A 21,279-nucleotide genomic window follows, 5' to 3' on the forward strand; every position below is an offset into this window, starting at 1 on the left:
GTGCCTGTCAACGGACGACCGCCTCGGTCGACGCCTCCACGTTGTACGGCAGGGCCTCGTCGCCTTCGAGCCCCAGCCGCTCGTTGATCGCCAGCAGGTGGTGGTCGACGCCGATCTCGGCGCCGGGGCGGAAGCCGGGCACCGTGATCACTTGGGCCAGCACACCGCCCAGGCCGCGGTGGATCACGCCGCGCGGCAGGTAGATCAGGTCGCCGGCGCGGACGTCGTGGACTTCGAAGAGTTTCTCGGCGAGTTCGGGCGTCATCGTTTCGGGCGACTCGATGTCCGCGGCGTGGTAGCTCGTGAGCAGCCGATCCTCGTCGTTGCTCATCTGAACCAGGTAGAACTCGTCGAAGCCCGTGTCCACCGGGTGGTAGTGGGTGAAGGAGTCGGTGATCCGCACCCGGTGGGCGTTCAGGCCGTGGAAGGTGTAGGGCCCGTTGTCGTTGAGCCAGGTGAGCAGGATGCGCCGGTAGGCGCCGGTTTCCGTGGCGCAGCCGCCTGGGACGTCCGTGATGTCCGGGTCCCAGTCGGGACGGATTGCCGCGGGCACGCCGTCGCCCGGGGCGTCCGGGACGTCGAAGACGAGCGCGGCGATCGCGGGCTCGACGGTGAGCCGCTCGCCGCGGCGGAGCACCGCGATGTCACCTACGTGCAGCTCGGTCGGGGTAGGGCCGGAGGTTGTATGGATCTCGGCCGCTGCGGGCTCCTCCTCGACCGGCGTCTGAACGAAGACGAGCCGGTTCGAGGCGTCCGCTGCGATCTCCGTGGCCGCGGCCAGGAAGGTCATCGTGTATCCGGGATTGGCCGTCTCGAAGTGCCCCTTGACGCGGGCGAAGGCGGCCTGACCTTCGGCGTCGTCGTCGAACAGGTGGGCGCGGACGACTTCCGCCGGTGGTTGCCCCTTCACGGGTTCCGCGTCCGAGCCGTCGGCTTCCGCTTCCGCCTCACCCGCGATGCAGGAGGTGAACGTCACCGAGGCCAGGAGCATGGCCGCCAGCGCAGCCAAGCATTTCCGTGGATTCACGGGCGAGACGGTACCATGCCGGGGCCTTCCCGGAACGCGAACAACGGCAGAGGAACCGACCATGTTGCGCCGCCTGAATCCGCCAGCCGCCGCCGTTCTGTTCCCTTGCGTGTTCGCGGTCTCAGCGACCGTGGCGGCGGAGGACGGCGGTCCGATGATCGAGCTCACCAGGCAAGCTGGCGACCGCGTCCTGGTCACCGTCGACGGCGAACCGTTCACCGAGTATCGGCCGGGCGGCGAAGCGGATGGCGGCGGCCACCTGCCGTACCTGTACCCGGTCTACGGTCCGGCAGGGCAGGCGCTGACCCGCAGTTGGCCGATGGTCGAGGCGGAAGGCGAGGAGCGGGATCATCCTCACCACCGGTCACTGTGGTTCGCGCACGGCGCCGTTGGCCCGGCCGACGGCTCGAAACGCTACGACTTCTGGACGGGCCGCGACGGCTCCGCGATCGTCCACGAGAAGATCCTGGCCGCCGAGTCGGGTGAGGCCGGTGTGCTACGGACGGTCAACTCCTGGGTCGACCCTGGAGGCGACGAGGTACTCAGCGAGGAACGGGCGATGACCTTCCTCGCCGGTGCCTTTGACAGCGGCCAGGCCTGGCGCGCCATTGACTTCGATCTGCAGCTACGGACCGGCGACGCGGCGATCGTCCTCGGCGACACGAAGGAAGGCACGATGGCCATCCGCGTCGCGCCGACGCTCCGCCACCAGGGCGAGCACGCCGCCGGCGCGATGCTGAACAGCGAAGGCGTCGAAGGCGTCGCCGTCTGGGGCAAGCGCGCGGCGTGGGTTCACTACAGCGGGCCGGTCGACGGCAGGCCGGTCGGCATCGCCATCTTCGACCACCCCGGGAACTTCCGTCACCCGACCTGGTGGCACGCCCGCGCTTACGGCCTGTTCGCCGCCAACCCCTTCGGTGTCCACGACTTCGAGAAGGCGAAGAAGGGCACGGGCGACTGGACGATTCCGGCGGGCGGCGAGCTCAGGCTGCGGTATCGGCTGCTGTTCCACGACGGCGAGGTGTCGCCGGAGCAGCTCGACAGCGCGCTCCGGCAGTACGCGGCCGACTAGCCCTCGCGCCGGCAGACGGGAAACCTGCCGTGCTACCCTCCCCGCCGCCGCTCGGGCGTCCGGTCCAGCGTCACAGAACGAACCGAGAACAACGCCTGGAGAGACTCCCAATGCGCCCAGCCCACTTCGTTTCGATCGCGATTCTCGCTGCCTGCCTGGCGGCCGGCAGTCCGGCGTTCGCCGGCGACGACAGCGCCGTGGCGGCCGTGAAGGAGGTCTTCGAGACCGGTGTTGCCGCGCTCAACGAAGGCAACCTCGACGGTTTCCTCGACACCGTTCACGACGAGGCGCTCTCCTTCTATGCCTGCGGTCCCACGTCGGGCAAGCAGGGCCGGGAAGCCTGCGCGGTGGACTGGCGCCTCTTCTTCAACACCACGACGAACGCACGCTTCGAGACGCGGAACGAGGAGTACCGGATCATCGGCGACACGGGAATCGCCTACGGGGAGTACTCGTTGTCGGTGAACTACAACGGGCAGGGGCGGCAGACTGTGCACGAAGGCCGCTACACGATGACCTACACGCGGGTGGGCGACGAGTGGCGAATCGCCATGCAGCACAACACGCCCGTGGGTGACTCGCCACAGCCGGTGCGCGAGCTGGCCCGCGGGGCCCGTTGAGCCTGGCCTAGTCGAAAGCCGGTCTGACCGCCCGCTTCGTCTCCGGCGCCCAGATCCGCACCTGGCTGAAGCGGCCGGTGTCGTCGAAGGAACCGAAGCCGACCCTTCCCCAGCCGAGCGGATCGCGGTCGGTCGACACCGTCGGCTGCTTCTCGCCGTCGAAGTAGACCCGTAGCGAGCCGTCCTGGCGTTCGACCCTGACCCGCTTCCAGCCGCGCTCCCAGTCGACGCCTTCGTCCGGGACCGCACCCATCGGCGCCCGGTCGGCGTTGTCGACCAGGAAGATGTTGTGGGCGCGGTCGTCCGGCTCCGTGGCCAGGTGGGCGTAGTAGTAGCGGTTCGGGCCCTCGAAGCCGAAGAAGAGGCTCAAGTCCCGGTGGCCGTACTCGCGGCCCGTCTGCCAGGCCTCGGCCTCGAGCACGAAGTCGGCGAGCAGGAGATCGTCGATCAGGGCGATGTTGAGCGGTGAACGGTGCTTCGGCTTGTACTTGCTGCCGCCCTTGAGGTCGAGGTAGCCGCGCCAGTCTCCCGCGCCGTACTCCCACGCTCGCTGGTCGCTGAACGTGAAGTCGTCGAGCGCCGAGGCGTCGGTGAAGTCCTGGGAGTAGACGAGTTCGTAGCCCTTCGGCACGCCGGATTGGGCGTGCAGGCTGCCGGCGGCGGCGATGGTGGTGAATGCGGCCAGGCTTAGCCAGACCGGCGCCTTGCGCCGGATGCCGGCGGGGACGCCGGCGCACCCAGTCTGTTGCGTCGCTTCGATGCGTGTCCGGCGCATCAGACGGTCCGCGGGACCACGAACGGCTCGCGGTACTCGCGGGTCAGCAAGCGGCTCGCCTCCAGGTCGCCCCCGATCGTCTCGGTGTCCGGGTCGATCTCGAGCCACGGGCCGACGATCGGTTGCTCGACTTCCGGGTCGACGCCGTTCTTCGACAGGTGGTCGAGGAACCGGTCGGCGGTGTCGCCGGCGTGGCGGAGCTTCGAGGCGATCTTCGACACCTTGGCCGGCCCGCCGGCTTCACCGCGCAGGTAGGAGATGTTGCCGAGGTGGCAGAGGGCGCTCGACAGGTGGCCGTCCTCGATCGAGGCGGTCAGATCCTCGCTGCGGCGGCTGCGCACGGCCTCGACGAAGTTCGCGTAGTGGTTGGCGCCGCCCTTCCAGGACTCCAGCTTCTTGCCCTTGGCATCGTAGGCAGTGGCTTGGGTGTAGCTCGGAATCTGCACGTGGCCGCCCTCGCAGTGGACGATGACGCCGATGCTGGCGCCGAGATAATCGTCCATGCCGTCGCGCCACTTGCCGGCCTGGGCCTTGGCGTCGCGCGGCAGCCCGCGCACCTCGAACAGCAGCGGCGCCCGCTCGTAGTCGTGGTACACGAACTGGGTGTTCGGGGTGTTGCCGTCGTCGACGTAGCCGAAGCGGCCGCCGACGCTGATCGTCCGAGGGGGCAGCGCCGGCTCGCCCAGCGCCCAGCGCGCAATGTCCATCTGGTGGATGCCCTGGTTGCCCAGGTCGCCGTTGCCGGTGTCGAAGACCCAGTGCCAGTCGTAGTGCAGGCGCTCGCGCATCAGCGCCTTCTTCGGCGCCGGGCCGCACCAGAGGTCGTAGTCGACGGCCGGGTCGATCTTCTGCGCGCCTTCCACCCGGCCGATGCTCTGCCGTGGCTTGTAGCAGAGGCCGCGGGCGAGCTGGATCTCGCCGATGTGCCCTTCGTTGACCCAGGCCAGCGCGTCCTGGATCGAGGGTGACGAGCGGATCTGGGTACCGGTCTGGACGATGCGGTCGTACTTGGCCGCCGCGTGGACGATCTGGCGTCCCTCCCAGACGTTGTGGGAAACGGGCTTCTCCAGGTACACGTCCTTACCGGCCTGGCAGGCCCACACCGCCTGCAGCGCGTGCCAGTGGTTCGGCGTCGCGATGGACACGGCGTCGATGTCGTCGCGCTCGAGGAGTTCCCGATAGTCGCCGATCGTCAGCGGATCCGTCGCGCCGGCCTCGATCGCCTTGGCCTTCGCCGTTTCGAGCACGTTGCTGTCGACGTCGCAGAGGGCGGCGACCTGGACACTGGGCAGATCGATGAACTGATTGACGTGGTCTCTGCCGCGTCCGCGGAGGCCGACGACGGCGACGCGGAGCTGCTGGTTGGGACTCGCGGCGGTCGTGCCGGCCGAGGCACGGCATCCCAGAGTCGTCGTGGCGGCGGCAGCGGCGGCCGAGCCGAGGAAAACGCGGCGGGTGATGGCGGACATGGTGTTCCTCCCAGAGTCGGAAGCGCGCCTGGAGGCGGCCACCGATTGTAGCCGCCACGGGCTTGCATGAGACAGGCCTGTTTCCTGTGCGTCAGCGCGGCGCGGACGCCGCGACTCGACTGCTAGCGTGGTCGACCGATGCGGCCGGCCCGTTTCCTGACACCACTCGCGATCCTTGCAGCCGCGGTCTGCGTCGCTTGTCTCGCCGCCTGCGCGGCCGAGGCGCCCGCCGAGCCGCCGAACATCGTCTTCCTGCTGGTCGACGACCTCGGCGCGATGGACATCGGCGCCTTCAACCCGGACACCTTCTACGAGACACCGAACATCGACCGGTTGGCGTCCGGCGGGGTGCGCTTCACCCGGGGCTACGCCGCGAACCCGGTGTGCAGCCCGACGCGCTACAGCATCATGACCGGCCGCTACCCGACCCGCGTGGGCGCGACGAACTACTTCGCCGGTCGTCGCGAGGAGAAGTTCGCACCCGCTCCGCTGAACGACCGGATGCCGCTCGGGGAGTACACGCTGGCCGAGGCGCTTCGGGACGGCGGCTACAGCACGGCGTTTTTGGGCAAGTGGCACCTGGGGCCGACGGAAGAGTTCTGGCCGCTCGCGCAAGGCTTCGACGTGAACGTCGGCGGCCACCGCGGCGGCATGCCGCGCAGCTACTTCTCGCCCTACTCGAACCCGACGCTCGAGGACGGCCCCGAGAGCGAGCATCTCACCGCGCGGCTCACCGACGAAGCGCTCGCCCTGCTCGACGGCTATGCGGTGGACGAGGAGGGTAAGCCCTTCCTGATCTACCTCTCGTACTACACGGTTCATACGCCGCTGCGCGCGCCGGCGCACCTGATCGAGAAGTACGCCTCCAAGGCCGGCGTCGAGGTCAGCGTGTCGGAGGCGCCGCCGGGTCGCGTGGCCGAGTATCCGGCCGATCCCGACGACTTTGGCGACGAGGAGCAGGTCTGGCCCCGCGACGAGCCCCGGCGGGTGCGCGAGGTCCAGAACCACGCCGTCTACGCGGCGATGGTCGAGACCCTGGATACGAGCGTCGGCCGTATCCTCGACCGCCTCGATGCCCTGGGTTTGACGAAGAACACGATCGTCGTCTTCTTCTCCGACAACGGCGGCCTGTCGACGGCGGAAGGGTCGCCCACCTCGAACCTGCCGCTACGGGGCGGCAAGGGCTGGCTGTACGAGGGTGGCATCCGGGAGCCCATGATCGTCCGCTGGCCGGCCGTCGCGGCCGCTGGCGGCGTGATCTCGGCGCCGGTCATCAGCACGGACTTCTACCCGACGCTGCTGGAAGCGGCGGGCGTCGACCTTCGGCCCGGGATCGAGATCGACGGGTCGAGCTTCCTCGATCTGCTCCGCGGAGGCGAAGCGGGTAAGAACGCTGGGGCCGCCGCCTCCGAGCGTGACCTGTTCTGGCACTACCCGCACTACGCCAACCAGGGCGGTTTCCCGGGCGGCGCGATCGCACGCGGCCGGTACAAACTGATCGAGCGCTACGAGCGCGGCCAGGTCCACCTCTATGACCTCGAGGCCGACATCGGCGAACGGAACGACCTGGCCGCCGAGGAACCCGAGCGGGTCGCCGAAATGCGAGCGCGGCTCCACGCCTGGTATGGCCAGGTCGGCGCCGAGTTCCTGAGTGCCCTGCCGGGCGGCCCGGAACCCTGGCAGCTAGCGGTGCGATCGCCGAGCAGCCCGTAGCGGCTGGCGCAGCCCCGGTTCGATGCTGGCGTAGGCTTGACCGATGAGCACCGTTGGCAGGGTCTGGAGTCTGGCGGCGTCGACGATGGTGGCCTTTGCCTGCACGGATCCGGTCGACGACGGCGGATCCGGAGAACTGCCCGCGGAACCGCCGAACATCGTCTTCCTCCTGGTCGACGACCTCGGCGCCATGGACGTGGGCGCCTTCAATCCGGACACCTTCTACGAGACGCCCAACATCGACCGTTTGGCGGCGGGCGGGGTTCGCTTTCTGCGCGGTTACGCCGCGAATCCGGTGTGTAGCCCGACCCGGTTCAGCATCATGACCGGGCGCTACCCGACCCGGGTGGGCGCCACGAACTGGTTTTCCGGCCGCCAGGAAGAGACGTTCGCTCCCGCGCAGCTCAACGACTGGATGCCGGTCGAGGAGTACACGCTTGCCGAGGCCCTGCGCGACGGGGGGTACAGCACCGCCTTTCTGGGCAAGTGGCACCTGGGGCCGACGGAGGAGTTCTGGCCGGAGGCACAGGGTTTCGACGTGAACGTCGGCGGCTACGTTCGGGGGAGGCCCAGTAGCTACTTCTCGCCCTACTTGAACCCGAGGCTCGAGGACGGGCCCGAGGGCGAGTACCTCACCGAACGGCTGACCGACGAGGCGCTTGCCCTGCTCGATGGCTACGCGGCGGACGAGGAAGGCAGGCCCTTCCTGCTCTACCTTTCGTACTACACCGTCCACACGCCGCTGGAGGCGCCGGCCGACCTGATCGCGAAGTACGCGGCGAAGGCGGGCGTCGAAGTGGGCGCGCCGGTCAATCCCGACAGCCTGGGGTTTGAGGAACAGATCTGGCCTCGCAACGAGCCGCGCCGGGTGCAAGAGGTACAGAACCATCCCGTCTACGCGGCGATGGTGGAGAGCCTGGATACGAGCGTCGGCCAGATCCTCGACCGCCTCGACGTTCTGGACCTGGCCGAGAACACGATCGTCGTCTTCTTCTCGGACAATGGCGGCCTGTCCACCTCCGAGATGTTGCCGACCTCGAACCTGCCTCTCCGGGGCGGCAAGGGCTGGCTTTACGAGGGCGGCATCCGTGAGCCGATGATTGTCCGCTGGCCCGCGGTGGCGGCCGCTGGCAGTGACGTGGCGTCGCCGGTAATCAGCACCGACTTCTACCCGACGCTGCTCGAGGCGGCCGGCATCGACTTGCCTGCCGATGTCGAGGTCGACGGCAGGAGTTTCCTCGACCTGCTGCGCGGCGGCGAGGCGAGTGAAGAGGCAGCCGCCGCAGCCGCGGTTCGTGACCTGTTCTGGCACTACCCTCACTACAGCCACCAGGGTGGCTTTCCCGGCGGCGGGATCTCGCAGGGTCCGTACAAGCTGCTCGAGCGCTACGAGGACGGCCAGGTCCATCTCTATGACCTGGAAGCCGACGAGGGTGAACGGAACGATCTGGCTGCCGAGCACCCCGACCGTGTCGCGGAGATGAGGGCGCGGCTCCACGCCTGGTACGGCGAAGTGGGGGCGCAGTTCCTGAGTGCCCTGCCCGACGGCCCGGAACCCTGGCGGCCGCCCGTGGAGGCTGGGGACGGAGTTTGAGCCGGACCTACACGCCTCCGGGCCACCATCGCACCGTCAAGGCCTTTCGGGAGCACCTGCGCGGCCTCGACCCGGCGTTCGACTGCGGGGAGGAGCTGCTCGGTCCGGAGGGGCCGTTGGCCAAGCCGTTCACCGTGTTCGGCCGCGAGGCCGGCAACCGGTTCGCGATCCACCCGATGGAGGGTTGGGACGGGAACCGGGAAGGCAGCCCGAGCGACCTGACGCGGCGGCGCTGGCGGCGGTTCGGCTTGAGCGGCGCGAAGCTGATCTGGGGCGGTGAGGCGGTGGCCGTGGTGCCGGAGGGGCGCGCGAATCCGAACCAGCTCTTCATCGACGGCAATCGGCTGGAAGGCTGCATCTCCTGGCTGGAGGCGCTTCGCCGCGAGGTCCTGGCGGGGCACGAGGAGAGTGGAGTAGGCGGCGGCTGGCCCGTCATCGGCCTGCAGTTGACTCACTCGGGGCGACTGTCGCGGCCCGATCCGCCGCCTGCGCTTCCGCGGCCGCTTCGAGCGCAGGTTCATCCGGTGCTGGACGCACGGCTCGGCGAGGCCGCGAACCGTCCACTCGTCAGCGACGAGCAGTTGGAGGAGGTCGCCGGCGCCTATGTGCGCGCCGCGCGCTGCGCCGAGCGAGCCGGCTACGACTTCGTCGACATCAAGTGCTGCCACGGCTATCTGCTGCACGAGTTGCTGGGCGCGCACACCCGACCGGGTCCCTACGGCGGATCGTTCGAGAACCGGGTGCGGCTGCCGCTTCGGATCATCGCCGCGGTGCAGGCTGCGTGTCCCAATCTCGGCATCGGCGTTCGCCTGTCGATCGGCGATGTGGCGCCTTTTGGCGCCGGTGGGGATGGGATCGGCGTGCCGGAAGTCGAGGGCCCGAAACCGGCGGACCTCGGCTTCGGGCTCAACCCGTCGGACGTCGCCGTTCCCGAACCCACCTGCGCCGAGGCGATTCGCTACATTCGGTCGCTGATCGAGGCCGGAGTCGAAGTGGTCAACGTGACGATGGGTTCGCCCTACAGCTGCCCCCACCTGTCACGGCCGTTCACGTATCCCGCGTCGGACAGCTACCTGCCGCCCGAAGATCCGCTGCGCTCGGTGCTGCGTCAGCTGGCCGCCGTGCGCACGGTGCGCGCGGCGTTCCCGCGACTCCCCCTGGTGGGGACGGGCTACAGCTACCTGCAGGAGTGGCTGCCGTACGTCGCCGAGGCGGAGGTTGGCGGCGGTCACGTCGACTTCGTCGGCCTCGGCCGGATGGTCCTGGCCTACCCTCACTTGCCGGCCGACGTCCTGGCGGGGCGGCCGCTCGAGCGGCGGCGCGTCTGCCGCACGTTCAGCGATTGCACGACGGGGCCTCGCAACAACATGGTCAGCGGTTGCTACCCGCTGGATGAGCGTTACCGGCAGGCCCCCGAGTTCGCCCGGATCAGGGAGATCAAGAAGGCGGCCGCCCTATGAGCACGGCCTTCCAGGGACCCTCCGGCGGTGTAGCGCCGCTACCGAGGCTCTGTTTCGCCGCGCTCCACGTCGTCGTTCGCGACGGCTATGCCCAGGCCGGCCACTCGCTCGAGCAGCCCGGATCGGCACAAGAGATCGAACACTGGATCGACTGGAAGGCGACGGCCGGCCTGCGCCGCTACGTCGACTCGCTCGGCTTCGGCGTCGCGGAGGCGATGGACACGGCGCAGCGGTTCGAGATCGGCTGGCCCAGCGCGCGGCGGCTGATCGAACTCTGCTCCTCCCTGGAGCTCCGAAACGGCTTCGTCGCCGGGGCCGGCAGCGACCAGTTCGACGCGATCGGCAGCAACGCGCAACTGATCGACGCGGTGGCGGAGCAGGCGGAGTTCATCGGTCAGCAGGGCGGCGTACCGGTGCTGTTGCCGATGCCGCGGCTAACGGCCACCGGCGCCTCCGAGAGGGACTACGTCGACGTCTACGGCGCGATCATCGATCAACTGGAGGAGCCGTTGTTCCTGCACTGGCTGGGCGAGATGTTCCACCCGGCGATGCGCGGCTACTTTCCGGGCAACAGCCTGGAGCGGATCCTCGCCCGACATTCCGACAAGGTGCGCGGGGTCAAGCTGTCGCTCCTGGACGAGGAGTACGAGGTGCTGCTCCGGCGGCGCATCGGCATGCGCGGCCAGATCGTGCTGACGGGCGACGACTACCACTTCGGACGGCTGCTGGAAGGGCAGCCGCCAGCCAGGGGTTCCCGAGTTCGCGGCACGTTCGAACTGAAGGGCCGCAGGGTGGCCCTGGGCGACTTCAGTCACGCTCTGCTCGGCGCCTTCGACGCGGTAGCCGAGCCGGCGGCCGCGGCCCTTCGCGCACTCGGCGACGGGGACGTCGAGCGCTATCGCGAGTTGATGGGGCCGGCCGAAGAACTCGCCCGCTTCATCTTCCAGCCGCCGACGCGTCACTACAAGGCCGGACTCGCCTACCACGCGTGGCTGCGCGGGCTGCAGGACAATCCGATGCTGGTCAACCGGGAGGATCTGGCACGGGACGAGGCGTACTACCGCGGCGTCGCGTCTCTGGCCCAGCGCGTGGGCACGTTGGGTGATGACTGACTGGCGGCTTCCGCGGATTGGTGCCACGTCCCTGGCTCTGGCGCTGCTGCTCTGCTCCGATGCCGCGACAGCCCAGCAGACCGGGCGCATCGAGGGGACGGTGACGCTGCGCGGCGCCGCTTCGCCCGACGGCATCGGCATTCTGGCCGAGACCGACGCTGTGCCCCGGTCAAGGTCGACTTTCGCGGACGCGTCCGGCCACTACGCGCTTCCGCGGCTCTACCCGGGCCTCTATCGGGTCACGTTCACGACCCCGGCGGGAGCGAGCCGCACGGTCGAGGCCCAGGTGCTGCTCGGCCAGACGACGACCCTGGACCTGGAACTCGAAGCGGCGGCCGCCGCTGTCAGCGAGGAACTGGTCGTGATCGGAGAGCGGGTCGCCGTTCGCGGCCGTGCCGCCGTAGCCAGCGCCATCGACGGCGAGGCGGTGCGCGACATGCCGCTCGGTCCCGACTATCGCAGCCTCGTTCGGCTCGCTCCGGGCATCCAGGTGACCCAGGACGGCGTGCGGGGACCGGCCAGCGGCGGCAGCGGCCAGGACAACGTGTACCGTTTCGACGGCGTCGACGTGTCGCTGCCGATGTTCGGCACGCTGTCGGCCGAGCTCTCGAGCCACGACGTCGACCAGTTGACCTTCGAGCGCGCCGGCGCCACGGCGGTGGGCTTCAACCGCAGCGGCGGATTCACGATGGACTCGACGGCGAGGTCGGGTACGAACGCCTTCGCGGGCAGCGTCGAGTACACGGTGGAGCCGCCAGATCTCCTGGCGGAACCCGAGACGGTCCTGGAATCCGTGGCTGGACACGACACGGACCGCCAGCGGGCCGTCGCCACCCTCGGCGGCCCGATCGTTCCCTCGCGACTCTTCTTCTTCGCTTCCGCTTTCCGGCCCACGGAAGAGCGGACAAACGCGGCCACGGCGTACGGACCGGTCAAGGACTACGCGAACACGCGGCGCGAGCTGTACGGCAGGCTGACGCACATGCCGTCGGACCAGGTGCTGCTCAACGCCGGTTACCGTACCTCGCGGCGTGAGGAGAACGGCGTCTCGGTCGGGCCTTACGAAGCCGACTCGGTATCGCTCGGCGGCAGGGCGGATCAGCGCGTGGCGAACGTCGACGGCGTCTGGCAGACACGCTTGGGCGCCCTCTCGTTCCGGTTCAGCGACTACGAACTCGATGGCTCTTCCCGCCCCGACGTGGTGCTGGCCGTTCAGCCGGCGCTCGACGGCGCCCTGGACGTGGAGAATCTGGACCTGATGGGTTACTTCAGCGTCCCGGAGTACGTGGACGGTGCCGATGCCTACAACGCCGCGGTCAGGCCACTGGTGGAACGCTACGGCTACGAGGACGAGCACGGCGCGGGCCGGGGAGGCGGTGCCGTCGGCGCGCATCCGTTGATCAACGACCAGGCGTTCTACCGGCGGAGCTTTGAACTGGCGTTCGATCACGAGTTCGACTGGGGCGCCACAGGCCACGACGTCCACGTCGGGTTGCGGGCCGCCGAGGCGCGCGAGACGCTGAGCCGTGAATCGAACGGTTGGGGCGCCATCGAGGCGCCGGGCGGCGTCGACCTGGCCGAGGACGGAACGCCGGTCTTCTACGTCGCTACGGTACAGCAGATGAGCCTCCGGCGCCCGGACGGCACGGTGGTCTCGCCCATTGACTCCTTCACGGAGACGACGTCCCTGGAGGTCCACGATCGCTTGGCGACTGGCGACTTCACCTTCGACGCCGGCGTGCTGCTGAGTCAGGACGTCCTGTACGGGCAGGGTCTGCGAGTGGCGCCGGGGACGGTGTCCGGCTTCGCCCTGGCGCCTGGCGAGAAGTACCGGATGTACACGATCGACTGGCGGGACATGATTCAGCCGCGGCTCGGCGTCGCCTGGTCCTACCGGGCGGAGGGCATGGTCTTCGCGAACTACGCGCGCTACCACCCGGAGGCGACCTCGCTGGCGCGCGCGGCCTCCTGGGACCGGAACACCCGCGCCAGCCTCCGCGTGCTGTTCGACGAGGGCGGCCGGATCATCTCCCACGAGCCGTACCCGGGATCTTCCGGCAAGGTGTTCCAGGACGGCATGAAGCCCCGTCGCATTGACGAGTGGACGCTCGGCGCGACCCGGACGTTGTCGCGGGGTCTGGCCCTCAGCCTTCACCTGCGCCGCCGGGAGGGCGGGCACTTCTGGGAGGACACCTGGAACGGATCCAGGGGTTACGACAGTGCCCCCACCCACCTCGCCGCCCGCGGTCTCTACGTGCCGGGTCTCGACGCCGTTCGAGCGGAGATCGGCGGTTCGAGCTACGTGATCGCCGAGCTCGACGACGCGTACACGGAGTACTCGGAGGCCGCGGTCGAACTGGTGTGGCGGGGCGAGCGCGGCTACCTGAACGCTTCGTACGTGCGGAGCCGCTACACCGGCAACTTCGATCAGGACAACACGAGCTGGAACAACGACGCCAATCTGTTCATCGGTTCGTCCAACCTCGCCGACGGCTATGGCCGGCAGGTGTGGGACAACAAGGACGGGACGCTGCGTGGGGACCGGCCGCATCTCGCCAAGGTCTTCGGCCGTCTTGATCTGCCGTGGCGGGCGAGCGTCGGCGCCTTCGTCTTCTTCCAGTCCGGGCAACCTTGGGAGGCGTGGGACTCCGTCGCGTACGGACTGCCTTCCTACTTCTCGTCGACCAACCGTTACGCCGAGCAGGCCGGCAGCCGGCGCAGTCCGGGCCACTGGCAACTGGACCTGGGCTATACGCAGCGCTTCCTCCTGCCGCCGGACCTGGGGCTTCGGCTGCGTGTCGATCTCTTCAACCTCTTCGACCGCCAGACCGGCTACAACATGAACCCGTTCCGGCGCGACGCCGCCTTCGGAGAACCCCGTGACCGCTTCGACCCGCGCCGGGTGCAGATCTCCCTGAGCGTCGAGTTCTGATCCGTTGCCTCGGAACGTAGCGAAGGCAGGTTTGGTGGGCGCCGGCCGGACGGAGATCACGGTCCGCGACGCGCGGCGGCTGGCGCTGGCCCGAGCGGGGCTGCTGAAGCCCGAGTGGACGGGCTTGCCGCGCGCGGCTTCCGGCCGGGGCCTGCGTGCGCGCCGGGCGCTCCACGCACTGATCGGGCGTTTCGGCTATCTCCAGCTCGACACCATCTCGATTGCCGGCGCCCGCACCCACGCCCTCGTGCCGTTGTCGCGCTGGCCCGGAATCGATCGGAACCTGCCGGAGGAACTCCTGCAGCCGGGCGAGCCGATCTTCGAGTACTGGGGTCACGAGGCGAGCTGGATCCCGATCGATCTCTACCCTGCGTTCGGCTTCCGACGGAAGGAGTATCGAAGCGGCAGGACCTGGCACAGCAAGGGGATACGCGAGCACCCGGACGTGGCGAAAGCGATCCTGCGCCGGGTCGAGGCCGAAGGGCCGATGCGTTCGCTGGATCTGACGGGGCCGATGATGGGCGAGATGTGGCGCTCGAAGCGGGAGCGGTGGGTCGCCTACTCCCTGTGGTCCACTGGTGAACTCGCCATCCGGTCGCGCCGGAACTTCCAGCGAACCTTCGACCTGCCGGAGCGGGTGATACCCGAGCGCTGGCGGAACGAGGAATGGAGCCTGGAGGAGGGGGTCCGGGCGTTGATCCTGCGCGCGCTCGAGGGTCACGGGTGGGCGACGATCGGCACGCTCGCCGACACCTGGCGGCTCAAGAACGTGCGCCCGCAGATCAGGGCCGCGCTGGAGGATCTGGCCGCGGCGGGGGAGGCGACCCCGTGCGACGTGATCGCGGCCGGCGGCAAGAGGCGGTCGGGATGGGTGCGCCCCTCGGATCTGGAACTCGCGGCGCGGTTGCGGCGGGTGCGTCCGGCGCCGGGCCGGGGCGTGCTGCTGTCGCCGTTCGACCCGGTGCTCTGGCGCCGGACGCGGGTCGCGCACCTGTTCTCCTTCGACCAGATCCTCGAGATCTTCAAGCCGGCCGCGCAGCGGCGGTACGGCTACTACTGCATGCCGGTGCTGGCCGGCGACCGGCTGGTGGCGCGCTTCGACTTGAAGGCGCACCGGCGTCAGGGTCGCCTTGAAGTGCTGGCGCTTCACTACGAGGCGGACGGCCCGAAGGCGCCGGCCGCCGACCGGGCGGCCGCGGAGAGCGCGCTGTTGAGATTCGCGGAGTCGGTGGAGCTGGCTGTTTCGGACTAGGCTCTGTTGCGCGATGGTGAACGGCAGACTCTCCAACGCATTCCCAGGCCTCCTCGCCGTCATAGCACTCGCGTTCGCGGGTTGTGGAGGCCCCGGCAGCGACGCGCCCGGCGACGAAGTGCACGCGCGGCCGCGGATCGCCCTGGTCATGAAGTCCCTGGCCAACGAGTTCTTCGAGACGATGGCCGAAGGCGCCCGCGCGCACCACGAGGCCAACGCGGACGAGTACGACCTGATCGTCAACGGCACCCGGAACGAAAGCGACCTTGCCCAGCAGGTCGCCCTGGTCGAGCAGATGGTGGCCTCCGGCAGCGACGCGATCGTCATCGCACCCGCGGACTCGAAGGCGCTGGCGCCGGCCCTCGCTCGGGCCCAGGCGGTAGGCGTGGTGGTCGTCAACATTGACAACCGCCTCGACGCGGAGGTGGCGGCGGAGACGGGCCTCGACGCGCCGTTCGTCGGTCCGGACAATCGCGATGGCGCTCGGCGGGTCGGCGAGGTGCTGGCGGAACGGCTCACGCCGGGCGATCGGGTGGCGATCGTCGGCGGCATCCCGACCGCGTTCAACGCCCAGCAGCGGCAGGCCGGTTTCGAGGATGCGATGAACGCGGCCGGCGCCGAGATCGTCGACACATAAAGCGGCGGGTGGGAGCAGGCGCAGGCAAACACGGTGGCCGCGGCGATGCTCCGGGAGTATCCGGACCTGCGCGCGCTCCTGTGCGCCAACGACAACATGGCGCTGGGCGCCCTGGCGGCTCGCCGTCTTCGGGATCGAGGCCGCGCTGGAGATTCTCGGCGGCGGTGAAGCCGGAGACCGTCAGACGCCGGTGGACGTCGTCGCGGCGCCCGACTAGGGGAGCTTCGTCACGATCGCCTGGCCCGTGGGCAGGGCGAGCGGGGCTTCGGGCCGGTCGGCGAAGAACTCGTCCACGGCGTCCTTCTCCCCGCGAGCGGCGGGGAAGCCGTAGTCGTCGAAGACCACGATCCCGCCTGGGGAGAGGCGCGGATAGAAGTACTCCAGGCAGTCGAGCGTCGAACGGTAGAGGTCGACGTCCACGTGGACGAAGGCGAAACGACAGTTTTCGAGACCCTCGAAGGTCGACGGGATCCACCCTGGGTGGACTCTGAGGGATCCCGAGAAGCCGCCGAGCAGAGCGCCGACGGCCTGGGCGGACGTCGCCTTGAAGACGCCCTGTTCCAGATCGGGATCTCTCTCCGGATCTGGCGCCGGGAGCCCCTCGAAGCTGTCGAAGAGATGGAGGGTCTTCTCGCACCCTTCCAGGACCCTCGAGAGAAGAAGCGCCGTGCCGCCCCGGTACACGCCGCACTCGGCGAAGTCGCCGTCCACGGAAAGAGCCTGGCTGGCGAGACGGTAGAGGACCTGGCAGCGGTCGCCTGAAACGACCGTGTACGGCTCGACGCCTTCATAGGCCTCCCGGAAGTCGGGCTCGCCGCGCCAGGGCGCCCAGACCGGCGACGGTGACTTCCACGCGCGGTAGAAGCGCTCGTCCGCGTTCTTCACCGCGTGGGCGTCCCGCCTCGAGCGGGGGAAGATCTCGAAGTCGTATCCGAATCGACCCAGCACGCCCTTCGTCAACCGGTATGCGGCGGCCTTTGAACCACCGCGGACCCTGCGAACGAGAGAGAGCATCGGAGCCAGCCGCGACTGTATCCTCGTCCCGATGCTCGCCGGGCGCTCCGACCGATGACGCTGGCCGTTGCCGGCTGGCGCAGCTCCTTGTCTCCGGGATACCAGGGAGGACTGGTCCTGGTCATCCTCGGCTTGTGCGTCGCCTTCGGCCTGGTCACGGATCACTTCTGGAGCGCCGTTACCTTCCGGACGCTGGCGAACCAGTTGCCGCCCCTGGTCATCGCTTCGGCCGGCCTGACGCTTGTGCTGATCGCCGGTGGCATCGACCTTTCCGTCGGCTCCGTGCTGGCTTTGGCCGCTGCCGTTCTGGGCGTCCTGACGCTGGATCAGGGATTGCCCCTCGTCGTGGCGGCCCTTGTAGCTCTTGCGGTCGGCGGGCTCTGCGGCGCGATCAACGGTGCGCTGGTCGCGCGCTGGTCCATCCCGTCGTTCCTCGTCACGCTCGGGATGCTTGAGATCGCGCGCGGCTCGACCTACCTGGTGACTGCCTCTAGGACCAGCTATCTCGGCGACCGGGTCGCCGCGCTGGGCACCAACCTGCCGGTCCTCGGGCTGTCGGTCGCCTTCATCGGCGCGCTCGCCGTGGTTGGCGTGTTGCAGTTCGTTCTCTCGCGCACCGCCTTCGGGCGGTGGGTGTTCGCGGTCGGCGGCAACCGCACGGCGCTCCATCGCTGCGGGGTCCGGCCCGCACGCGTACAGTTCGCGGTGTTCACGCTTGCGGGCCTGCTGGCGGCAGCCGCCGGACTCTGTCAGGTCGGCTACCTGCAGTCCGCCGACCCGAACGCTGCGATCGGCATGGAGTTGTCGGCGATCGCCGCGGTGGTCATCGGCGGCACGTCGCTGCTTGGCGGCCGGGGCTCGGTGACCGGCACGCTTCTGGGCGTGCTGGTGATCGCGGTTCTTCAGACCGGCCTGGCCCAGGCCGGCGCCTCCGAACCGACGAAGCGGATCATCACCGGCGCGGCGATCCTGCTGGCGGTGGCGACGGACGTCTGGCGCCGGCGACGGAGCGCGGCCGTCGTTTCCTGACGCCGGGTGTCATCCGTGCGTCCGATGACGGACGCCCGGACGGTTCGCACCAGGCGAGTTCATCAGCGAGCCGCTGCACCGGCTATTCTCCGCTCGTTGTCCCGGAACTCCGTAACCCGAGAGGAGCTCGCGATGAAGAGTCGACTGGCCGTTCGGATGCAGGTGCTGACCTTCGCGGCGTTCGCCGCAACTATGCCCGCTGTCGCCCAGGAGCGCGCGATCGAGTTTCCAGACGTCGACGGCTACAGCACGTTCAGCGTCGATCTGCACACCCACTCCGTCTTCTCCGACGGCATGGTGTGGCCGATCATCCGCATGCAGGAGTCCGAGCGGGACGGCCTCACGCTGATGGCGGTCACGGAGCACCTGGAGTACCAGCCTCACCGGGCGGACATACCGCATCCCGACCGGAACCGGTCCTACGCCGTCGCCAGCGAGTACGCCGCGGAGGCGGGATCGGACGTGATCGTGGTCAACGGCGCCGAGATCACCCGCAGCATGCCTCCGGGCCATGTCAACGCCGTGTTCATCTCGGACGCGAACGCACTCCTCGTCGAGACCAGCGACGCGGACTACATGATCCGGCTCCAGCCCTCCACCCCCGAGGAACAGGCGGCGAGCGAGCGCGAGGCGCGGCACGCGATCGAGGCGGCCAACGAGCAGAACGCCTTCGTCTTCTGGAATCACCCGAACTGGCCGCGGCAGCGGCCCGACGGTGTGGCCAGGCTGACCGACATGCATCGGGACCTCATCGCTGAGGGGCTGCTTCACGGCATCGAGGTGGCGAACGGTGACTTCTACTCGGCCGAGTCCTTCCAGATCGCGCTCGACAACGACTTGGCGATCCTGGGCGTTTCCGACGTCCACTACCTGATCGACTGGGACTACATGCCCAACGACGGCGGCCATCGCACCGTGACCCTGGTGTTCGCGGAGGAACGGAGCGCGGAGTCGATCAAGGAGGCGTTGCACGCGAACCGCACCGTCGCCTGGCTGGGCAACTGGCTCATGGGCCGCGAGGACGCGCTGATGCCGCTGCTCGAGGCTTCGCTCCTGTTGACGAAGGTCGAACGCAGCCTGGGCGACGAACTGATCGACATCAGGCTGTCCAACGTCTCGGATGCCGCCTTCGATCTCCGCGTGGTCAGCGGCCACCGGTTCAACGGTCCTCCGTCGACCATGCGGGTCGAGCCGCACAGCGACCTGGACCTGGCGATCAGCGGCGAAGCCCGTACGAGTTTCGAGATGGCCTTCGAGGTGCTGAACGCGTTCACAGCGCCCGAGACACACCCGACCCTGCGACTGGAGGTGGAAGTAGCGCCGGCGAGCTCGGCCGAATGAACGACTCGGTGAGCGGGCCAGGTTTCCTCCAGGCCCTGTTTCTGGCCACGGCGGCGGTGACGCCGGCGGCCGCGCAGAGCCGCGCGATCGAGTTTCCGGAAGTGGGCGGCTACCACACCCTCGCCGTCGACCTGCACACGCATTCCGTGTTTTCGGACGGTTCGGTGTGGCCGGTCATCCGGGTCCAGGAGTCCGAGCGGGACGGCCTCGCCCTGCTCGCCGTGACGGAACATCTGGAACACCAGCCCCGAGCTGCGGACATCCCGCATCCCGATCGCAACCGCTCGTTCGAGATCGCCGCGGAGTACGCGGGCGCGGAGGCTCCTGGGGTGATCGTGGTCAACGGTGCGGAGATCTCCCGGGGCATGCCGCCCGGCCACGTCAACGCGGTCTTCCTGCGCGACGCGAACGCCCTTCTGCGGGCCGACGTGATGGAGGTGTTCCGGGAGGCGAACCGGCAGGACGCCTTCCTGTTCTGGAACCACCCCGCCTGGATCACTCAGCGGCCGGACGGTGTAGCCAGGCTGACGGACATGCACCGCCGGTTGATCGCAGACGGACTCCTGCACGGAATCGAGGTGGCGAATGAGCACACGTACTCGGCGGAAGCGCTCCAGATCGCCCTCGACTACGACCTCGCCATTCTCGGCGTCACCGATATCCACGGCCTGATCGACTGGGAGTACGACGTTCATGGCGGTGGACACCGCACAGCCACGCTGGTGCTGGCCGAGGAGAGGACGGCGGAGTCGATCAAGCAGGCATTGCATGCAAACCGTACGGCCGCATGGAAGGACCACGAACTGATCGGGCGGGAGGATGTGGTGGTTCCGCTCCTCGAAGCGTCCCTGAAGGTGTCGGCCGTCCGGTATCGGGAGCCGAGGGGCAGCGTGGTGACCGTGACGTTGGCGAATGGCTCCGGGGGAGCGTTCGACCTTCTGAGCGTCGGCCCGCAGCGCTTCTACGACCGCGCCGCTGTGGTCGAGGTGCCGCCGTACGGAACGGTGGAACTCAGCGTGACCGGGGAGAACAGCGCGGACTTCGAACTGTCCTTCGCCGTGCTCAACGCCATCGTGGCGCCTGAGACCCACCCGACGTTACGACTCGCGGTCGAAGTCCCCGAGTAGCGACATCAGTCGCGCTCGCCGCGTCGCTGCCGGTCGACGATCCTGCGCACGGAGTCCAGATCCGCTTCCCAATACCTCGCTTGCTCCTCCAGGGGTGGTTCGACCAGCGGCCGGACGACCCGGAAGCCGAGGAAGCGGGCGTTCGTATGGAACCAGACGCTCTGGGGGATCTGGGGGTCCATCCGCTTCCAGGAGAGCTGGGAGCCGCGGCGGGCGGCGCAGCGAAGGTCGGCCGGCTCGTCCTGCCAGGAGCCGCCGCGGACGCTGCGGGGATACTCCTGCTGCGGCCAGGCGATCGGATCGGTCAGTAGCTCGCCGTCGCCAGGTTCCGCATACTCCGCGTAGGCGTCGAGAGTCCATTCGGCCACGTTGCCGTGCAGGTCGAAGAGGCCCCAGGGATTCGGTTCGAGCTGGGCGACCTGTCGATAGCGCCGGTCACTGTTGCCGGCGTGCCAGGCGAAGCGGTCGATTGCAGTCTCTTCGTCGCCGAACGACCAGGCGGTCGTGGTTCCGGCGCGGCAGGCGTACTCCCATTCGGCCTCGGTCGGCAGCCGGTAGAAGCGGCCGGTCTTCATCGACAGCCACTTCGTGAACTGGCGGGCCGCGAACTGGGTCATGGAGATCGCGGGAAAGCCGTCCGTGCCCATGCCGAAGTCCATCGGCCGGTAGGGCGGCGTCGGCCTGCTGACGGCGTCCGCCCAGGCGGCCGCGGGTTCGTCGCCGCCGCGGTCGGTGTCGAACATGAAAACGCGGTAGAGGTCCCAGGTCGTCTCGTGCGTCGCCATCCAGAACGGGCCGACGTGTACACGGCGCCGTGGAAACTCGAGTTCGCCACGCCCTGGCTCGCCTTCAGGACTTCCGAGCTCGAACTCGCCGCCCGGCACCGGAGCCATGTCGAGGTGGAGTTCGCCGCCATCGGCACTGACTCCGACGATCCGCTCGCGGTAGGGCTGCATCTCGGCTTCCGTGGCCGCGACGGCGTCCGGTACGTCGACGGCCGCCGGCCGGCCCGGCGGCATGTCCGGATAGCGGCCGGCACCCGGTTCCTGGACCGCGGCGGCGAGCAGCGCGACCAGGATCGGGAGCCCCTTCAGCACGGGAGCGG

The 21,279-nt window shown here is 69.0% G+C and carries 17 protein-coding genes; 12 read left to right on the forward strand and 5 right to left on the reverse strand.

Going from position 1 to position 21,279, the window contains the following annotated elements; all coding sequences use genetic code 11:
* Positions 1-7: 7 nt before the first annotated feature.
* Positions 8-991: a hypothetical protein gene (locus tag OXG83_00180; protein ID MCY3963421.1), complete on the reverse strand. Its 984-nt coding sequence runs from the start codon at positions 989-991 to the stop codon at positions 8-10.
* A 97-nt stretch (positions 992-1,088) separates the two neighbouring features.
* Here OXG83_00180 and OXG83_00185 point away from each other — a divergent pair, with 97 nt between their 5' ends.
* A complete protein-coding gene (locus tag OXG83_00185) occupies positions 1,089-2,099 on the forward strand; it encodes a PmoA family protein (GenBank protein MCY3963422.1) in 1,011 nt (336 codons plus the stop codon).
* A gap of 110 nt (positions 2,100-2,209) precedes the next feature.
* The gene (locus OXG83_00190; protein ID MCY3963423.1) at positions 2,210-2,719 is read left to right on the forward strand and encodes a nuclear transport factor 2 family protein; all 510 of its coding nucleotides are present in this window, start codon (positions 2,210-2,212) and stop codon (positions 2,717-2,719) included.
* A gap of 7 nt (positions 2,720-2,726) precedes the next feature.
* On the opposite strand, the gene OXG83_00195 is transcribed toward OXG83_00190, so the two are convergent.
* Positions 2,727-3,494 (reverse strand): hypothetical protein, encoded by a 768-nt coding sequence (locus OXG83_00195; GenBank protein MCY3963424.1) that lies wholly within the window; start codon positions 3,492-3,494, stop codon positions 2,727-2,729.
* Entirely contained in the window at positions 3,494-4,963 is a 1,470-nt protein-coding gene (locus OXG83_00200) for a Gfo/Idh/MocA family oxidoreductase (protein ID MCY3963425.1), read from the reverse strand. Before OXG83_00200 ends, OXG83_00195 begins: the two co-directional genes overlap by 1 nt.
* Before the next feature lie 138 nt (positions 4,964-5,101).
* Here OXG83_00200 and OXG83_00205 point away from each other — a divergent pair, with 138 nt between their 5' ends.
* Genes OXG83_00205 through OXG83_00235 form a run of 7 tightly spaced genes read left to right on the forward strand, consistent with a single transcriptional unit; the run spans position 5,102 to position 15,663 of the window.
* Positions 5,102-6,676, forward strand: a complete 1,575-nt coding sequence (locus OXG83_00205; GenBank protein ID MCY3963426.1) for a sulfatase — start codon at positions 5,102-5,104, stop codon at positions 6,674-6,676.
* Positions 6,677-6,719: 43 nt separating this feature from the next.
* Positions 6,720-8,270 (forward strand): sulfatase, encoded by a 1,551-nt coding sequence (locus OXG83_00210; protein MCY3963427.1) that lies wholly within the window; start codon positions 6,720-6,722, stop codon positions 8,268-8,270.
* Positions 8,267-9,730 carry an NADH:flavin oxidoreductase gene (locus OXG83_00215; protein MCY3963428.1) on the forward strand — a complete coding sequence of 488 codons (1,464 nt, stop codon included), beginning with the start codon at positions 8,267-8,269 and terminating at the stop codon, positions 9,728-9,730. Before OXG83_00210 ends, OXG83_00215 begins: the two co-directional genes overlap by 4 nt.
* On the forward strand, positions 9,727-10,842 hold the full coding sequence (locus OXG83_00220) for a DUF993 family protein (protein ID MCY3963429.1): 1,116 nt from the start codon (positions 9,727-9,729) through the stop codon (positions 10,840-10,842). Before OXG83_00215 ends, OXG83_00220 begins: the two co-directional genes overlap by 4 nt.
* A complete protein-coding gene (locus tag OXG83_00225) occupies positions 10,835-13,774 on the forward strand; it encodes a carboxypeptidase regulatory-like domain-containing protein (GenBank protein MCY3963430.1) in 2,940 nt (979 codons plus the stop codon). The genes OXG83_00220 and OXG83_00225 overlap by 8 nt, the downstream gene beginning before the upstream one ends.
* Positions 13,775-13,808: 34 nt before the next feature.
* Entirely contained in the window at positions 13,809-15,026 is a 1,218-nt protein-coding gene (locus OXG83_00230) for a winged helix DNA-binding domain-containing protein (GenBank protein MCY3963431.1), read from the forward strand.
* Positions 15,027-15,039: 13 nt separating this feature from the next.
* Positions 15,040-15,663 (forward strand): substrate-binding domain-containing protein, encoded by a 624-nt coding sequence (locus OXG83_00235; protein ID MCY3963432.1) that lies wholly within the window; start codon positions 15,040-15,042, stop codon positions 15,661-15,663.
* Between the two features lie 213 nt (positions 15,664-15,876).
* Here OXG83_00235 and OXG83_00240 read toward each other — a convergent pair whose 3' ends face one another.
* A complete protein-coding gene (locus tag OXG83_00240) occupies positions 15,877-16,677 on the reverse strand; it encodes a class I SAM-dependent methyltransferase (protein ID MCY3963433.1) in 801 nt (266 codons plus the stop codon).
* Positions 16,678-16,731: 54 nt separating this feature from the next.
* On the opposite strand from OXG83_00240, the gene OXG83_00245 reads away from it, so the two are divergent.
* From OXG83_00245 to OXG83_00255, 3 genes are all read left to right on the forward strand, one after another.
* Positions 16,732-17,706, forward strand: coding sequence for an ABC transporter permease (locus tag OXG83_00245; protein MCY3963434.1), 975 nt, complete (start codon positions 16,732-16,734; stop codon positions 17,704-17,706).
* 132 nt (positions 17,707-17,838) lie between these two features.
* Positions 17,839-19,047: an Sb-PDE family phosphodiesterase gene (locus OXG83_00250; protein MCY3963435.1), complete on the forward strand. Its 1,209-nt coding sequence runs from the start codon at positions 17,839-17,841 to the stop codon at positions 19,045-19,047.
* Positions 19,044-20,174, forward strand: coding sequence for an Sb-PDE family phosphodiesterase (locus OXG83_00255; GenBank protein MCY3963436.1), 1,131 nt, complete (start codon positions 19,044-19,046; stop codon positions 20,172-20,174). The genes OXG83_00250 and OXG83_00255 overlap by 4 nt, the downstream gene beginning before the upstream one ends.
* A gap of 5 nt (positions 20,175-20,179) precedes the next feature.
* Here the strand turns inward: OXG83_00255 and OXG83_00260 are convergent, their stop codons facing one another.
* Complete coding sequence (locus OXG83_00260; protein MCY3963437.1) at positions 20,180-21,271, reverse strand: formylglycine-generating enzyme family protein; 1,092 nt, start codon at positions 21,269-21,271, stop codon at positions 20,180-20,182.
* Positions 21,272-21,279: the final 8 nt, after the last annotated feature.

The sequence above is a fragment of the Acidobacteriota bacterium genome, from assembly GCA_026707545.1.
In the GTDB taxonomy this organism is placed as follows: Bacteria; Acidobacteriota; Thermoanaerobaculia; order Multivoradales; family Multivoraceae; genus Multivorans.

Coding starts and splice junctions, on each gene's coding strand:
- OXG83_00180 (MCY3963421.1), bottom strand. CDS start 991: ATGCTCCTGGCCTCGGTGACGTTCACCTCCTGCATCGCGGGTGAGGCG.
- OXG83_00185 (MCY3963422.1), top strand. CDS start 1,089: ATGTTGCGCCGCCTGAATCCGCCAGCCGCCGCCGTTCTGTTCCCTTGC.
- OXG83_00190 (MCY3963423.1), top strand. CDS start 2,210: ATGCGCCCAGCCCACTTCGTTTCGATCGCGATTCTCGCTGCCTGCCTG.
- OXG83_00195 (MCY3963424.1), bottom strand. CDS start 3,494: ATGCGCCGGACACGCATCGAAGCGACGCAACAGACTGGGTGCGCCGGC.
- OXG83_00200 (MCY3963425.1), bottom strand. CDS start 4,963: ATGTCCGCCATCACCCGCCGCGTTTTCCTCGGCTCGGCCGCCGCTGCC.
- OXG83_00205 (MCY3963426.1), top strand. CDS start 5,102: ATGCGGCCGGCCCGTTTCCTGACACCACTCGCGATCCTTGCAGCCGCG.
- OXG83_00210 (MCY3963427.1), top strand. CDS start 6,720: ATGAGCACCGTTGGCAGGGTCTGGAGTCTGGCGGCGTCGACGATGGTG.
- OXG83_00220 (MCY3963429.1), top strand. CDS start 9,727: ATGAGCACGGCCTTCCAGGGACCCTCCGGCGGTGTAGCGCCGCTACCG.
- OXG83_00225 (MCY3963430.1), top strand. CDS start 10,835: ATGACTGACTGGCGGCTTCCGCGGATTGGTGCCACGTCCCTGGCTCTG.
- OXG83_00235 (MCY3963432.1), top strand. CDS start 15,040: ATGGTGAACGGCAGACTCTCCAACGCATTCCCAGGCCTCCTCGCCGTC.
- OXG83_00240 (MCY3963433.1), bottom strand. CDS start 16,677: ATGCTCTCTCTCGTTCGCAGGGTCCGCGGTGGTTCAAAGGCCGCCGCA.
- OXG83_00245 (MCY3963434.1), top strand. CDS start 16,732: ATGACGCTGGCCGTTGCCGGCTGGCGCAGCTCCTTGTCTCCGGGATAC.
- OXG83_00250 (MCY3963435.1), top strand. CDS start 17,839: ATGAAGAGTCGACTGGCCGTTCGGATGCAGGTGCTGACCTTCGCGGCG.
- OXG83_00255 (MCY3963436.1), top strand. CDS start 19,044: ATGAACGACTCGGTGAGCGGGCCAGGTTTCCTCCAGGCCCTGTTTCTG.